Below are 15,260 nucleotides of genomic sequence, written 5' to 3' on the forward strand. Positions count from 1 at the left end.
AAAGGTGGAAGGGCGATCTTGCAGTCGTGCTCGGTGAGCGTCCTGCAGATCGGCTCGACTCCACCGAAGCGGTCCCGGTACTCGTCGATGAACGCTGCGAGCGAGTGTGCGGCCGGTCGAGCTCGGCCGCAAAGAAACTCGCCGCGGCCTTCAGGATCTCGTTGGCCCGCTTGAGTTCGGCGTTCTCCTTCTGCAGGCCACCGGCGGGCAGGTGAAGACCTACAAGGACAACACCGCAACCGGCGGCCCGCTGCTCGCCTCGGTCAAGACCTACAGCCTCAACTGGTCCTCAGCCAAGTGGATCCTGACCAACGGCACCCGCATCCTGGTGATCGGCGCCGACGGCACCACGGACGTCTACAACCAGTCCAACCCGGCCACCGGCGACGGCACGACTACCAAGGTCATGGACGACCTGAAGGCGTCCGTCACCACCTCGCTCGCCTCCGCCGACAGTGCCTGGATGGTCAACTCGGCCATTCAGTGGCTCACTGACGGCAAGGTCCAGCAGAGCACCATCAGCAACCTGCCTCCCGGCATCGGGAGCATCACACCTTCGGGCATCCGGCTGGAAGCGCCCACCACTGCGGCCACCGGCGTCGACGCGGCCCAGGCATGGGCACCCGGCCCGAACGCCCTGAGCACCCAATCGGTCACCAGCGACCCCGACACCACCGGCCAGGTCCGTTCCTACACCACCGGCCCGCTGACCACCGCGGACGACGATGTCCGCGCCGGCATCGTCGGCGACATCATGGCCGACGCAGGCCCCTGCCTCACCGACCCGGACCCGGAGGTTGTGCCGTACTTCGGCACGGCACCGGCCGGCGACACCGACATACCTACAGCGCAGCAGCCAAGCGAGGACCCTTCGCCGACCACACCGTCCAACACGGTGAGCGGCAAATTCGCCCTGGGTAATGGAAAGCCCGTGCAAGGCCTGACCGTCACAGTCACCGCAGCTGACGCCACCCTCGCCGGCGACAGTAGCGCCGGCGTCGACGAACCGGTCCTGGGCACCGCGACCACCGCGGCGGACGGCACTTGGAAGCTGGACCTGCCCGCCAAGCTTCCGGCAAGCGTTCAGCGGGCCACCGATGACAACGGTGGCGCGCTCAACCTCAACGCCACCAGCGCGGCCACCACGACCACAGGTGCGCCAGTGCTCGGCATCGACGCCCTCACGGCAGTGCCCGTGCCCTCCCAGGGCACATCCCTCACCGCCGGGACAGACCTTAACTCCAAAGCCGCAGAGGCGACCGACGGCGACCACACGGTCCCGCTGATCCCCAACACCGTGGACGACGCCGCCAAGGATTCCTCCGCGGAGCAGGAGCAGCAGTCACTTGCGGCCAAGGTGGAAGCCGAACCCCAGGCGACCGGCGAGGAGACGCCCCTGTGGCAAAGCGACCACAGCATCCTGCCCGCCGACTACAACCCCTACTCCGTAGGGGGCAAGGACATCAGCGCCGAGACGGTGACTCCGCAGGTCGGCGACTGCCAGACCGCGGCGTACGAGCAGTGGAGCAAGATCAGGTACACCGTTGTCGGTGAGGCGCACGCGACCTGGGACGCCAAGGCATCGTTCCAGTACGACTCCTCGATGAACAGCTCAGTCGAACTCGCCATCAACAGCAACGGCAACTGGAAGGCCGGCGCGAACCGTAACCTCTCCAACGAGTTCGGCCTGTCGACCGGCTACATGAAAAAGGGCTCCTACTACGCCCACCAGTACAAGGTCCCCATCGAGTACCGCAAGTACAAGAAGCAGCACATCTGCTCCATGGGCGTGAAGAGCACCTGGTACACCGTGGAACCCAAGCGCTACAGGCTCCCCGCCGGCCAGGCCGTCGGCAAGATCGGCAAGGACGTCTCCGCCAAGGACGGCTCCCGTAACTACAGCCACGCCCCCAACAGGAACAAGGGCACGATCCAGCGCGGCACCTTCTTCGAACTGACCCGCAAAACGACGAGCTTGGGGCGCGACCCGGTGGGGTGCACGCAGGAAGTGCCTTCCTGCTAGAACGACGGAGACCTTGGACAAGCCTCATCGTCCCAGCTCAGGAGTCACTTTCGCGTTCCCGCTCAAAATCCGGACACCGTGGCGAGCGAAACACGCAGGCTAACGGAGTCCTACTGGTTACCAACTCCATTTGGGACTCAGTGGCCACCGAAGGCCTCCGAGAACGTCCCCGTGCCCTGCTTCACCCCGCTGCAGTCGGTGGCCGGGTCGTTCTGTTCGGAATTCCCGTCCTCGCACTGCCGGTCGCGGAACGTCGCCCACATCGACACCCATCCGATTTGCCTTTCCTCGGCGAACGTCCGGACCTGGCCCGCGTCGGACAGCGTGAACGTCTCGCCCGCCGCGTCGTTGACGCCGAGCATCGCGGTGAGCGCCATGCCACGCCAGGCCATCGCGTCGGACAGGCCGAAGACCTCCTTCAGTTGGCGCTGTGTCGCCTCGGCCGCGGCGATCGCGTAATCGCCCATGTCGTCGTCGTAGGAAGCGCCGTAGTTCATCGCCATGATGTTCACGGTAGAGACCTGGACGTCGTGTTCGTTGGCGGACTCCAACAGAGCAACAGCGTCGGAGTCGAGTCCGGACGGCATCACTGGCAGCGTGAACGTGACTTCCAAGCCGCGGCGTTCGTGCTGGAGCAGGGCGATCGCCGCCGAACGACGGTTCACCGAGGCGGAGTCGGTGAGCGTGTCGCCCTCGATGTCGAAGTCGGCCTGCTCGGAGCCTGCCGCGTCCAGGGCCTCACCGTAGGCCGCCGCCAGGGCGGACGCACTGTCGCAGGCGCGCGCCAGTTCCGTGCCGTCCGCACCGCCGAAGGAGACCCGGACGGTCGCGCCGTTCCGCTTCAGTCGGTTGATCCGGGACTTCACCGTCGTACTGCCTATGGAGGACGTCCCGTCCCACGTCGGTGTGCAGTTGTCGCTGTCGGAGATCACGAAGGCCAGGTTGAGTGTCGTCGGAGAGCCGCTGGTGTCGGTGTCGGAGTCGTCGGTGGCGCTGACGTAGGGAGCGTAGGAGGTGACCGGGGCCACATGTTCTGTCGGCTCCGCCGACGCCGTCGAGCCCGTGTGCCGTTGCGCGGAGCATCCCGTTACGGCCAGTGCGAACAGACAGATGGAAACCGCGGCCAGGATCGGGGATTTCCTCATTGCTTCTGCACTCGCTCTCGTGATCTGCGTCCCGCCTGCGGCCGCTGCGGCCCGGAGTTGAATCCCCATACTTACACGCCGACAGGAGCGGCGGTCCCGGGATTCTCAGAGAAAGGAGAGGTCGAGGGCCCTTTCACAGGAGACTCAAATGATATCCAAAGGTGTTCACATGAAAGCTCTCTAGTCTCCAGGGAATGCAATTCGAATCCGCCACTGAAAGCCATGCCGGCGAGCGCAGTAGCAGTCGTGAACGCGGCAAAGGGGCTGTGGAGAGTCCCGTGTTCGTCGACTCCTCAGGGCGCCGGTCAAAGGTGCTGCGTCGTGTCGGCCTGGCGCTCGGTGTCGCCTGCCTCGCGTACGCCGTGATCCTCGGGGCCGCCTTCATGGGCTGGGGCACTTCCCTGCCATCCACGTTGCTGCCATTCGCCGGGGAGGACGGCAGGGGGCGGGCGCCGCGTCGGCTCCCTCCCTGGAGCAAACCTGGTGGGCCGGCCGGTCGTCCGGGTTTGGCGCCTAGTGCGCTGCCGACCCCGACCGCCGCCACTCCGACCCCGACCGCCTCCACAGACTGACGGGACCGCACCCCATGACCCCATCGAGTCCCGCGCGCGGCCGACGGCGCGCCCCCACCCGGATGGAGCGGGCGGCAGTCAGGGCGGCGGCGCTGCAGAGACCGCGCGTCATCCTCGCGCTGCTGCTTCTGCTGGCGCTCACCTGCGTGATGCTGCTCGACGGCTATCTTCGCTCCGAAATCGGCGGTGACCAGCGAGTGCGCACTGACGCGAGCGCCGACGGCGTGCCGAAGCAGATCCTCGACGGCGGCCCGATCCTCACCTTCCGGGGAGGCCGGGCCGCTACCGTCTCCGTCCCGGACAAGACGATCGCGCTCACCTTCGACGACGGGCCGGATCCGACCTGGACGCCCCAGGTCCTCAAGATCCTCGACGAGTACCACGTGCCCGGGACGTTCTTCCTGGTGGGTTCGCAGGTGTCGCGCTACCCGGGGGCCGTGAAGACTATGGTCGCCCAGGGCAACGAGGTTGGCATCCATACCTTCACGCACGTCGATCTGTCGTACCAGAGCGCGGCCCGCGTCGAGCGCGAGATGGAGCAGTCGCAACTCGCCCTCGCCGGCGCGGCCGGCATCACGACCACGCTGTTCCGCGCACCGTACTCCTCGCAGACGGACGCCATCGACGACTACAGCTGGCCCGTCTACAAGAAGCTCGGCGAGGACGGTTACACCAGTGTATTCGTGGACACCGACAGTAACGACTGGAAGAAGCCGGGCGCCACGAAGATCGTCCAGTGGGCTACGCCCAAGGGCGGCACGGGCGCGTCGGTGCTCTTCCATGACGCGGGCGGCGACCGCTCACAGACGATCGAGGCGCTGCCCGAGTACATCGAGAAGATGAAGGCGAAGGGCTACGTCTTCACCACCGTCAGTGGGGTCATGGCACAGCAGGCGCCCGGCGCCGCGAAGCGCGCGGTGACCGTGCCGGGTGTCGGCCTCGGCGCCGGCCCGAACGCCGCCTCCAGGCTCCAGGCAGCCCACCACCGGGCCACCGGTGCGACCCTCTACATGGGCAAGGCCCTCGTCGCCGCCGTCTTTGTCGCCGAGTGGACGGTGCCCGCGCTGTCCGTCGGACTGCTGGTCGTCGGTGTGGCGGTGTTCGCCCGCTTCGGGATGATGTTGATCCTCGCCCGGCGTCACCACCGGCAGCGCAACAGAAGGCGGTTCAGCTGGGGGCCGCCGGTCACGGAAGCGGTGAGCGTGATCATCCCGGCGTACAACGAGAAGGAATGCATCGCGGCCACGCTCGGCTCGCTGGCGCGCAGTACCCACCCGATCGAGATCATCGTGGTGGACGACGGCTCGACCGACGGCACCCCCGACATCGCGGAGTCACTGGGTCTGCCGAACGTCCGCGTCATACGGCAGCAGAACGCAGGAAAGCCCGCCGCTCTCAACAACGGTGTAAGGCAGGCCAGCCACCGCATCGTCGTCATGATGGACGGCGACACCGTCTTCGAACCCGACACGGTACGGCAACTGGTGCGGCCCTTCGCCGACCCGCAAGTAGGCGCGGTCGCGGGCAACGCGAAGGTCGGCAACCGGCGCACGCTCATCGGTGGCTGGCAGCACATCGAGTATGTGATGGGCTTCAACCTGGACCGCCGCATGTATGACCTGCTGCGGTGTATGCCGACGATCCCCGGCGCGATCGGCGCGTTCCGTCGGGATGCGGTACTCGCGGTCGGCGGGATGAGCGATGACACCCTCGCCGAGGACACCGACATCACCATCGCCATGCACCGCGCGGGCTGGCGGGTCGTGTACCAGGAGCACGCCAGAGCCTGGACGGAGGCGCCTGGTTCGTTCGGACAGTTGTGGTCGCAGCGCTACCGCTGGTCCTACGGCACCATGCAGGCGCTGTGGAAGCACCGCCGCTCCATCCTGGACAAGGGACCCTCGGGCCGCTTCGGGCGGGTGGGCTTGCCGCTGGTGGCGCTGTTCCAGATCCTCATGCCTCTGTTCGCCCCGCTCATCGACGTGTTCACCGTCTACTCGATGCTTTTCGTCGACTTCCAGGCGGGCCTGGTGGCCTGGCTTGCGGTGCTGGGTGTTCAACTGGTCTGTGCGGCCTACGCCTTCCGGCTCGACGGAGAGAAGTACCGCTGCCTGGTGATGCTGCCGCTGCAGCAACTGGCCTACCGGCAGATGATGTACCTCGTCCTGATCCACTCCTGCGTCACCGCCCTCACCGGAGGACGGCTGCGCTGGCAGAAGCTCCGGCGCACGGGCGAGGTCGGGACGCCGGCGGAGGGCGGCTGAGATGGGCGCGCACCGCAAGGGCGGCACCCTGGAATCCGCCCCCGCCCGGCCGTCCATGGCGGAGACCCTCCTCCACCCGGCGGGACGGCCAAGGGCTGTCCCGTAATCCCCGGCAGGGGGTGTGTCAATTTAACGGCCCTGTCCCACATTCGGTGGTGACGCAGAGTCGTGAGAGGTCGTTGGCATCCGTGGTAGGGATGCCAACGAGCTTGTACAGACGGTGTTTTCAGGGCTGTCCCCGCTGGTCGTCGAGGATGTGGTCGACGAGGGCGAGCGGGTCGTCGTGCGGGCACGGACTCCGCAGGACACTGCGGTCTGTCCGGTGTGCGGGGCGTCGTCGGGGCGGGTGCACGGCTATCGCTGGCGGACGGTGGCCGACGTACCGGTCGACGGCCGGCGGGTTGTGGTCCGCGTACGGGTGTGGCGCCTGGTGTGTCCCACACGCGGCTGCCGCCACACCTACGTGTGGGCCGACGGCGTGCACCCCAAGGTCCGGCTTGGGCAGGCGCACTCGTGTGTGCTGGTCCTGCCCGGCGTCCGGCTGGACGGCACCAAGGAGCTGATCGCGCTGGCCCGAGGGCTTGCGCGAGTCCACCGAGTCGTGGGCCGAACTGCTGCGCGACTGCCGTCGGCGCGGCATGCGCGATCCTGAGTTGGTCGTCGGCGATGGCGCGACGGGGCTGTGGAAGGCGCTGGCCGAGGTGTTCCCGGCGGCCCGGCACCAGCGGTGCTGGGTCCACACGGCCCGCAACGTCACGAACTCCCTTCCGAAGTCCGCACAGCCGGGTGCAACGAAGGCGATGCAGGAGATCTACAACGCCGAGGACCGCGCACACGCCGAAAAGGCCATCGAGGCGTTCGAGAAGACCTACGGCGCGAAGTGGCCCAAGGCCGTCGCGAAGATCACCGACGACGCCGAGGAACTGCTGGCGTTCTACGACTTCCCGGCCGAGCACTGGATCCATCTGCGGACCACGAATCCGATCGAGTCGACGTTCTCAACGGTCAGGCTACGTACCAAGGTCACCCGCGGGGCCGGCAGTCCGGCCGCGGCCCTGGCGATGCTGTTCAAGCTGGTCGAGTCCGCGCAGGCCCGTTGGCGGGCGATCACGGGAGCGCACCTGGTGCCTCTGGTCCGGGCTGGCGCGAGGTTCGAGAGTGGGATCCTGGTTCGCGTCGAACCGACCAAGGACTGAGCCGACAAACACCGGCCGCCGGCATCACGTAGCCAAGGGACGATCCGCGCCCTACAACTCATCCACAAGTCTTGACTATTACTCCTCGCGCAGGTGCGCAGTGTTCCGGGGGCGTGCTCGCGCCCGTAGCCGCTGTGCTCGGTGCCTCCGAAGGGGGCGCCGAGGATGCTGCGGAAACAGTTGTCGGGCGAACACCATCCCGACCTCCAGCCGCCTGGCCACCCGGAACGCTGTCGCGCTGTCGCGGCTGTAGACCCCGGCCAGCAGTCCGTAGTCCGATCCGTTGGCGATCTCGACGGCCTCGTTCTCTGAGGAGAACGCGGTGACTGTGACCACCGGGCCGAAGACTTCCTCGGTCGCGATGCACATGTTGCGGGCTTTCGGCCACCTGAGCGGGAGAGGCTGATGGACGAGCTCAACGCTCTGGGAGTGCCGGAGGCAAGGAAGTAGCCGGGGGAGGCCGCTGGCGCAAGCGATCACCCGCCAGGGCAGAGACGACGGCGCACACGGAGCGCGCGGCGTCCGGCGGCTCCTGCATGCCGACCACCATGCAGGCGAAGCCGGTGCCCCGCCAACCGGCACACCGCATCATTCCGAAGGAACGCGAAACTCGAATTCGGGACGGTCCCACGGCACGGCGGGCGGGTTCGCGAACGCGGTCCCGGTCCGCACCGCACCAACGCGGTGGTAGAAGTCCTCGGCGGGAGGATGCGACACGACCTTGAGACGGTCGAGCCCGGCGGCACGGGCCTCGGACTGCATGTGCGCCACGAGCAGCCGTCCAATACCCCGTCCTTGCACTTCGTCGGCGACGAACAGCAGGTCGAGCTCCGGTGGAGCGAGGACGAGCGAGTAGAACCCGAGGACCCGGCCTCCATGCTCATCGGCGCCGACCGCCACGAAGGCGCGGTGTTCCTCGATGTAATCAGGACCGACCCGGTAGCCCGCGACTGCGGCTGCGTACTTGCCCTCGTAGGCACCTGAGCCACGCACGAGCCGCGTGAGCCGTTTGGCATCCCGCGCGACGGCCCTCCGTATCGTGATCGGCTGGCTCATCGGAAAAGGGCGTGAACTCATCGGGAGAGTATTTCGCACCAGAAAATGCCTTCGTACGGCGGGTCGGCTGCTCGGGCAGGCGTTCCCGCACCGCTCCCGGGAACCGCTCGCCCAGGCCCCGGTCGGCCACGTCACGGCCGCCGGATCGGCCGCCCGCAAGCAGCCGCTGGACGCCCGAACCGATGCGGAGGAGCTGGAGAGCGGTGTGGTCGACGCCACATGGGCGTGCCGATGCCGCACGTGCTGCCTCCGGCCGCCGCGACGAGTACGGCCCGAGTGCGAAATACATCGGCGGCACCGCCGGCTTCGTCGCCTTGCGCCTGCTCGGGCGCGAGGTGTCCGGGAGTGCCGAAGGCCGCCCCCGCTTCCCATGCCGCTCGCGCCCGGTTCCCGCTCGACGGTGCAGACACCGATCCGCCGTGGCAGGTCCGCTCCGTTCTCCATCGCCTGCACGCCTCCCTCTGCGCACGGTCACCCGTACGTGACGCCGTCCGATGCACCCCGGCCGACCTCCGGTCCCGCGTATCCGTCCGGCAGCGTGGACGAAGACACCGCCCGGCAGTCCGGGAAGCCGGTCTCAGCCGCCGCGCCGCACCCGGGCCGCCTTGCGGGCCTCCGCGAGCTTGCGGGCCTCGCTGCTCCTGCGGGACGACGACCTGCCACCGGAACCGCTCTTCGCGTCCTTGGTGCTGCCCAGGCCGCCGAACGGAACGTTGTGGTTCTTGGGGCGCGGTACGGCCGGCCCGTCGGCGAGAGGCTTTCCGGAGGGGGCCTTGGCGCCGGTGATCCGGCTCAGCTCCGCCTCGCCGGACCGCACTTTGGTGACCTTGGGGTCGACGTCGGCGTCCGCCATGACCTGGCTCGTCTCGCGGCGCTGTCCCGACAGGACGAGTGTCACGACGGTGCCGGCGCGGCCGGCCCGGGCCGTGCGGCCCGCGCGGTGCAAATAGTCCTTCGGGTCGGTGGCCGGGTCGACGTTGACCACGAGGTCGAGGTCGTCGACGTGCAGGCCGCGTGCGGCGACGTTCGTCGCTACCAGCGCGGTGACCTGCCCGTTCTTGAACTGGGCCAGGGTCCGGGTGCGCTGCGGCTGGGACTTCCCGCTGTGCAGGGCGGCGGCGGCCACGCCGCTGGCCCGCAGATGCCGCGTGAGCTGGTCGACGCCGTGCTTGGTTTCCAGGAACAGCAGGACGCGGCCGTCCCGAGCGGCGATCTCCGTGGTCACGGCGTACCGGTCCGGGCCGTGCACGACGAAGACGTGGTGCTCGATCGCGGAGACGGCGCTGGACGAAGGATCCACCGAGTGGACGGCGGGGTCGCGTAGGTAGCGCTGCACCAGCCGGTCGACGTCGCCGTCGAGGGTGGCGGAGAACAGCATCCGCTGCCCGCCGGGACGTACCTGGTCCAGGATCCCGGTGACCTGCGGCAGGAACCCCATGTCACACATCTGGTCGGCCTCGTCCAGGACCGCGATGCGCACCCGTCCCAGTCGGCAGTCCTTGCGCTCGATGAGGTCGTGCAGCCGACCGGGCGTGGCGACGACGATCTCGGCGCCATCCCGCAGCACGGCGGCCTGCCGTCCGATGGACACGCCGCCCACCACGGTCGCGAGCCGCAGTCGCAGCGCCTCGACGTACGGGGTGAGCGCCTCACCGACCTGCTGCGCCAGCTCCCTGGTGGGCACCAGAACGAGCGCCAGCGGCTCTTTCGGCTGCGCGCGCTGCCCGGCCGTCCTGGCGAGCATCCCCAGGCCGAAGGCGAGCGTCTTGCCGGATCCTGTGCGGCCCCGGCCCAGGACGTCCCGTCCCGCGAGCGTGTTCGGCAGCGCCGCCGCCTGGATAGGAAAGGGCACAGTCACACCCTGCTCATCGAGCGCCCGCAGAACCTCGGCCGGCAACCCCAGCTGGGCGAAGGACGCCGCCGTGGGCACTGCCGAAGTGGCGCCCGACGCCTCGGACACATCGTCCTGCCGCCGGGCATCGGCACGTGTTGATTCGCTCACAGAGAGCCTTCCTCCGAAGGGACCGTACCGAGGAAGGCGCGGCAGGGACGCGGCCGCCGACCAGAGACACCCAACGGAGCACCCACACAGCGACACAGCAAAAGCGGAACGTTAGCACGGGGCACGCCGTCCGGGCCTCCCCTGGCGCGCCGCTCAGCCGAGGAACGACAGCCGGACCTGCCTGTGCGGAGCCATGTGGTGCCACAGGGACACTCCCAGCATCAACGCCCAGCGCGGCCCCCGCCACCGAGATCCGGACCAGGAGCGGACCAACTTCGCTTCTCCTCCGGCGATTTCACGCATCTCCTCAGGTCAGCGACGGATTGGGCCGTGTACCGCCAGCAGACGAAGCATCTGCTGGTGTCCAGCGGACAGCGCAGGGACGCAACCGCCAACCTTGGCGCGTGGTGGGCGGGCATCGGCAGGCTCACCGCGGTGGAGATACGTCACGTATCAACCAACCGCGGTCTTCCAGTACTGCCGTGTGGGGCGCTGCATGGTCCTTCAAGGTCGCGAAGGCGAGAAGGTGAGTGGGCGAGTGACAGCTACAAATATCAGCTGCATGGCCTGCTTCACGGTCTCCGAAGCCCGAGTGGGTTCGCCTTGCCCGGCGAGGAAGGCTATCGCCTGCCCGACATCATGTCTCTGTCCGGTGCGTCCGAGGCAGTCGAGGATCAGGGTTGCGGCGTGTGTTTCCCCCTTGGCCCTCTGGATGGTGCCGGCCACGCTCGTCCCCAGTCGGCAAGGTAGCTCTGATCGTCTTCGCCGAGCAGTCCATAGCAGACGTCGTGCCGGCCTTCGAGCGGCTCGCGGCGGAGACGGTCCCCGAGGACGGATACCCCAGGCGTCGGTTCTAGTTCGAGCGAATCTCCCGCGTCCCCGGATGACCTCCGGGCACCGAAAACGCGCAAGTTCTCAGCCGTCAGCGTGGCCAGATACATGGCGCGCCCACCGAAGGGCCGACGCCGCAGGTGGGCGCAGGCGCATCCCCCCGCGCCACACTCCCCAGTTGTACGCGGCTGTCCGGGAAGGCCTACGACGTGGATCACCGATCTACGGGCGACTTCCAGACACCACAGGAACAACATCGCCACGCATGTGGAACGCGATCGATGGCAATGCGCCGGCCTGCCCGAGGGACCGTCCGCGCTACCGCGACTGCGATCATCCAGGAGCAGCCGCGCCCCAGCCACGGCCCGCCGGTCCAGAATCCGATCTGCCGCAGATGCCGGACTTCAACGCGGCGTAGTCAGCACCAAGTCAGCACGGGACCGGTGAGAAGGGGTGATGACGTGGGCCTTTAGTCAGCACGAAACCAGCACGGGAGTCAGCACGGCGCCTTCAAATCATGCCCGAATAGCGCAACTCGGACAGCGTGCTCCGTGGCCTCGTTGAGGCTCCACCGAAGACCCCAGTACCGGCTCCATGGTGGGCGCGCGCACTCCCACACCTGGAACTATGGTGTCCCACCACATACGCCTCTGACCTGTGTGTTTCTACGGTGTGGCGACACGCAAACGTCCCCGTCACACGCCAGGAAGTGGTGCCGATGTCCTCCCCCGCGACCGCTCCCCCACAGCCCTCCAACCTCCGTCGCATCGTCGCCGCGTCCCTCATCGGCACCACCATCGAGTGGTACGACTTCTTCCTGTACGGTTCCGCTGCCGCGCTGGTGTTCAACAAGCTCTTCTTCCCGGACTCCGACCCGCTCGTCGGAACGCTGCTGTCGTTCCTGACGTATGCCGTCGGATTCGCGGCCCGCCCCATCGGGGCACTGGTGTTCGGGCACTACGGCGACCGGCTGGGGCGCAAGAAGCTGCTGGTGCTGAGCCTGCTGTTGATGGGCGGGGCTACCTTCGCCATCGGTCTGCTGCCCACGCACGCGACCGTCGGCTCCGCCGCGCCGGTCCTGCTGACCACGCTGCGCCTGGTGCAGGGATTCGCGCTCGGCGGCGAGTGGGGCGGTGCCGTACTGCTGGTCTCCGAGCACGGAGACGCGCGGCGGCGCGGGTTCTGGGCCGCGTGGCCTCAGACGGGGGCGCCGGCCGGGCAGTTGCTGGCGACCGGTGTGCTGTCGCTGCTCACCGCCGTGCTCTCGGACGACGCCTTCGGCACCTGGGGATGGCGGATACCGTTCCTGCTCTCCGGTGTGCTGGTGATGGTCGGTCTGTGGATCCGTCTCTCCGTGGACGAGTCCCCCGTCTTCCGGGAGGCGCTGCGGCGGGCCGAGACCCGGCGCGGCGGAGAGCCGGAGAAGCCGCCGCTCGTCTCCGTGCTGCGCCACCACTGGAAGGACGTGCTGGTCGCCGTCGGTGCCCGCATGGCGGAGAACATCAGCTACTACGTGATCACCGCGTTCATCCTCGTCTACGCCACGACGTCCGCCGGCGTCTCGAAGCAGACCGCGCTGAACGCCGTGCTCATCGCCTCCGCCGTGCACTTCGCCGTGATCCCGGCCTGGGGCGCGCTCTCCGACCGGGTCGGACGGCGGCCCGTGTACCTGCTGGGCGCGGCCGGCGTCGGACTGTGGATGTTCCCGTTCTTCTCGCTCGTCGACACCGGTTCCTTCGGGTACCTGCTGCTCGCCGTGACCGTCGGGCTGGTGCTGCACGGTGCCATGTACGCGCCCCAGGCGGCGTTCTTCGCCGAGATGTTCGCGACCCGGATGCGCTACTCCGGGGCTTCCATCGGCGCCCAGTTCGCCTCCGTGGCCGCCGGTGCGCCCGCCCCGCTGATCGCGACGGCGCTGCTGTCCGACTACGGCAGCTCCACCCCGATCGCCCTGTACGTGATCGCGGCGGCCGTGCTCACCCTGATCGCCGTGGGCGTGGCCAAGGAGACCCGGCACCGTGACCTCGCCCGGGTGGAGGACCGGGACGGCGAGCCCGCCGACGCGAAGCCCGCCGCCGCGGCGGCGGGCACCGTCTGACCGGCCGACTCCCCCACCGGCCGGCTCCCCTCGCGGGGGGCCGGTCAGTGCCGTTCCGGGGTCGCCAGCCGGTGCAGCCGCAGGGCGAGCTGGATCTCCAGGGTGCGGGCCGGCGTCTGCCAGTCCCCGCCGAGCAGGCGGCCCACCCGCTCCAGCCGCTGGGCGACCGTGTTCACGTGCACGTGGAGGGCGTCCTTGGTGCGGGCCGGGCTCATCGCGCAGGCGAAGTAGGCGTCCAGGGTGTGCAGCAGTTCCGTGCCGCGGCGCTCGTCGTAGTCCACGACCGGACCGATGGTGCGGCCGACGAAGCCGCCCACGTCCCGGTCTCCGGCGAGCAGCAGGCCGAGGAAGCCGAAGTCCTCGGCCGCCGCGCCGTCCCCGCCGCGGCCCAGCAGGAGCAGCGCGTCCAGGCAGCGGCGGCCCTCCGCGTAGGCACCGGCGACGGTGTCGTGGTGGACGGTGAGATCGCTGACCGGGGCGGAGGCGCCGACCGTGACGGGCTGGTGGACGGCCGTGCCGAGATGCCGGGCGGTCCGGCGGGCCAGTTCGGTGGCGCTGTCGCCGGCGGCGAGCGGCAGGAGCAGGACCGTGCCGCCGTCCCGCGCGGCGGCCAGGCCGTGCCGGGTGGCGGCGAGATGGGAGGCGGCGGACCACAGGCGCCGCCGGGCGGCGGCCTCCTCGTCGGCGTCGGCGGCCGGTCCGTCGAGCCGGACGGCGAGGACGACGTGGGCGGCGTCCAGGTCGGCGCGCAGCCGGGCGGCGCGCTCGCGCAGCAGGCGCGGATCGCGGTCGCGGGCGTCCAGGAGGTCGTCCAGCAGTTCGCCCCGCACACGGTGTTCGGCCTCGGCGGCGGAGCGGCGGGCCAGCAGGAGCAGCGAGGTCACCATCGCCGCGCGTTCCAGGGTGCGCTGGTCGACGGGGTCGAGGTCCGGGTGGCCGCGCAGCACGAGCGCGCCGAGGAGTTCGCCGCCCGCGGCCACCGCGGCGATCCAGTCGCCCCGGTGCCGCACCGCGTGCCCCTCGTTCCGGGACGCCTTCAGGGCTCCGGCCGGGGCCGAGCCCGTCTCGGTGAACTCGACTGTGCCGGCGATGACCTGGGAGACGGCCGCGGCCACGTCGTGCACCCCGCCGCCGCGCAGCACCAGTTCGGCGAGCCGGTCGTGCGCCTCGGAGGCGCGCTCGATGACCGCGCTGCGGTCGCGGATGATCTCGTTGGCCCGTTCGAGACCGGCCAGCGCCGAGCGGGTCTCGGTGAGCAGGTTGGCGGTGTCGATGGCGGCCGCGGCGAGCGCGGCGAAGGAGCCGAGCAGGGCGATCTGCCCGCGCTCGAAGACGCGGGCGCGCCGGTCGGCGGCGAAGAGGACCCCGATCACGTTCGGGCCGAGCGTCAGCGGTACGCCGAGGATGGCGACCAGGCCCTCGTCCTCGACGCCGGCGTCGATGGCGCGGGTGTGCTGGAAGCGGGCGTCCTTGAAGTAGTCGTCGGTGACGTACGGCCGCGCGGTCTGCGCGACCAGTCCGCCGAGCCCCTCGCCCATGCCGAGGCGGAGCTGCTGGAAGCGGGCGGCCACGGAGCCCTCGGTCACCCGCATGTAGGTGTCGCCGCGGGCCGGGTCGTTGAGGCTGAGATAGGCGACGTCCGTGCCCAGCAGGGACCGGGCCCGCTGCACGATGGCCTGCAGGACGGCGTCCAGGTCCCGCAGGCCGGCCAGGTCGTGGGCGGTCTCGAACAGCGCGGACAGCTCGGCCTCGCGTCTGCGGCGCCCCTCCAGCTCGGAGCGGACCCGCAGGGCGAGCATTTTGGCCCGTTCCAGCGCGGCGACCCTCTCGGCCGGCCGGCCCTCGGCACGGGCGAGCAGCACCGGCTGCTCGTAGGCCTCCACGGGGGCGTCGCGGGCCAGCAGCTCGAGGTACGGGGTGCCCGGGACGTCGTCGGGCACCGCGGTGCCGCCCCCGGGGGCGGGGGGTCCGGCCGGCTGGACGTGATCGCGAGACATGGTCACAGGATTCCGCATCGGCGGCCCGGCCTGCCGGGCCTGTGGAAAACTCCCGGGCCCGGCGGCGCCGGCCCGC

General features: G+C 69.5%; 8 protein-coding genes and 2 pseudogenes. 5 read left to right on the top strand and 5 right to left on the bottom strand.

Annotated features, from left to right (window positions below; all coding sequences use genetic code 11):
- Window positions 1-106 precede the first annotated feature (106 nt).
- Window positions 107-2,023 carry a hypothetical protein gene (locus tag MXD57_RS22610; protein ID WP_250403584.1) on the top strand — a complete coding sequence of 639 codons (1,917 nt, stop codon included), beginning with the start codon at window positions 107-109 and terminating at the stop codon, window positions 2,021-2,023.
- A 137-nt stretch (window positions 2,024-2,160) separates the two neighbouring features.
- On the opposite strand, the gene MXD57_RS22615 is transcribed toward MXD57_RS22610, so the two are convergent.
- Window positions 2,161-3,168, bottom strand: coding sequence for a chitinase (locus MXD57_RS22615; protein ID WP_250403585.1), 1,008 nt, complete (start codon window positions 3,166-3,168; stop codon window positions 2,161-2,163).
- A gap of 586 nt (window positions 3,169-3,754) precedes the next feature.
- Here MXD57_RS22615 and MXD57_RS22620 point away from each other — a divergent pair.
- From MXD57_RS22620 to MXD57_RS22625, 3 genes and pseudogenes are all read left to right on the top strand, one after another.
- Window positions 3,755-6,004 carry a bifunctional polysaccharide deacetylase/glycosyltransferase family 2 protein gene (locus tag MXD57_RS22620; RefSeq protein WP_250403586.1) on the top strand — a complete coding sequence of 750 codons (2,250 nt, stop codon included), beginning with the start codon at window positions 3,755-3,757 and terminating at the stop codon, window positions 6,002-6,004.
- Between the two features lie 184 nt (window positions 6,005-6,188).
- Window positions 6,189-6,467: pseudogene (locus MXD57_RS32170) on the top strand (transposase family protein); the annotation flags it as partial.
- Window positions 6,465-7,200: pseudogene (locus MXD57_RS22625) on the top strand (IS256 family transposase); the annotation flags it as partial. The pseudogenes MXD57_RS32170 and MXD57_RS22625, both read left to right, overlap by 3 nt.
- Before the next feature lie 78 nt (window positions 7,201-7,278).
- Here the strand turns inward: MXD57_RS22625 and MXD57_RS32060 are convergent.
- The 3 genes from MXD57_RS32060 to MXD57_RS22640 form a co-directional block, all read right to left on the bottom strand.
- A complete protein-coding gene (locus MXD57_RS32060; protein WP_374114739.1) occupies window positions 7,279-7,569 on the bottom strand; it encodes an aldehyde dehydrogenase family protein in 291 nt (96 codons plus the stop codon).
- Between the two features lie 219 nt (window positions 7,570-7,788).
- On the bottom strand, window positions 7,789-8,277 hold the full coding sequence (locus tag MXD57_RS22630; protein ID WP_250403587.1) for a GNAT family N-acetyltransferase: 489 nt from the start codon (window positions 8,275-8,277) through the stop codon (window positions 7,789-7,791).
- A gap of 556 nt (window positions 8,278-8,833) precedes the next feature.
- Window positions 8,834-10,186 carry a DEAD/DEAH box helicase gene (locus MXD57_RS22640; RefSeq protein ID WP_374114740.1) on the bottom strand — a complete coding sequence of 451 codons (1,353 nt, stop codon included), beginning with the start codon at window positions 10,184-10,186 and terminating at the stop codon, window positions 8,834-8,836.
- A 1,621-nt stretch (window positions 10,187-11,807) separates the two neighbouring features.
- Between MXD57_RS22640 and MXD57_RS22645 the strand changes: the two genes are divergently transcribed.
- Window positions 11,808-13,187, top strand: coding sequence for an MFS transporter (locus MXD57_RS22645; RefSeq protein WP_250403588.1), 1,380 nt, complete (start codon window positions 11,808-11,810; stop codon window positions 13,185-13,187).
- 44 nt (window positions 13,188-13,231) lie between these two features.
- On the opposite strand, the gene MXD57_RS22650 is transcribed toward MXD57_RS22645, so the two are convergent.
- Window positions 13,232-15,184, bottom strand: a complete 1,953-nt coding sequence (locus MXD57_RS22650) for a helix-turn-helix domain-containing protein (protein WP_250403589.1) — start codon at window positions 15,182-15,184, stop codon at window positions 13,232-13,234.
- Between the last annotated feature and the right edge of the window lie 76 nt (window positions 15,185-15,260).

This window comes from Streptomyces cellostaticus, assembly GCF_023630175.1.
In the GTDB taxonomy this organism is placed as follows: domain Bacteria; phylum Actinomycetota; class Actinomycetes; order Streptomycetales; family Streptomycetaceae; genus Streptomyces; species Streptomyces cellostaticus_A.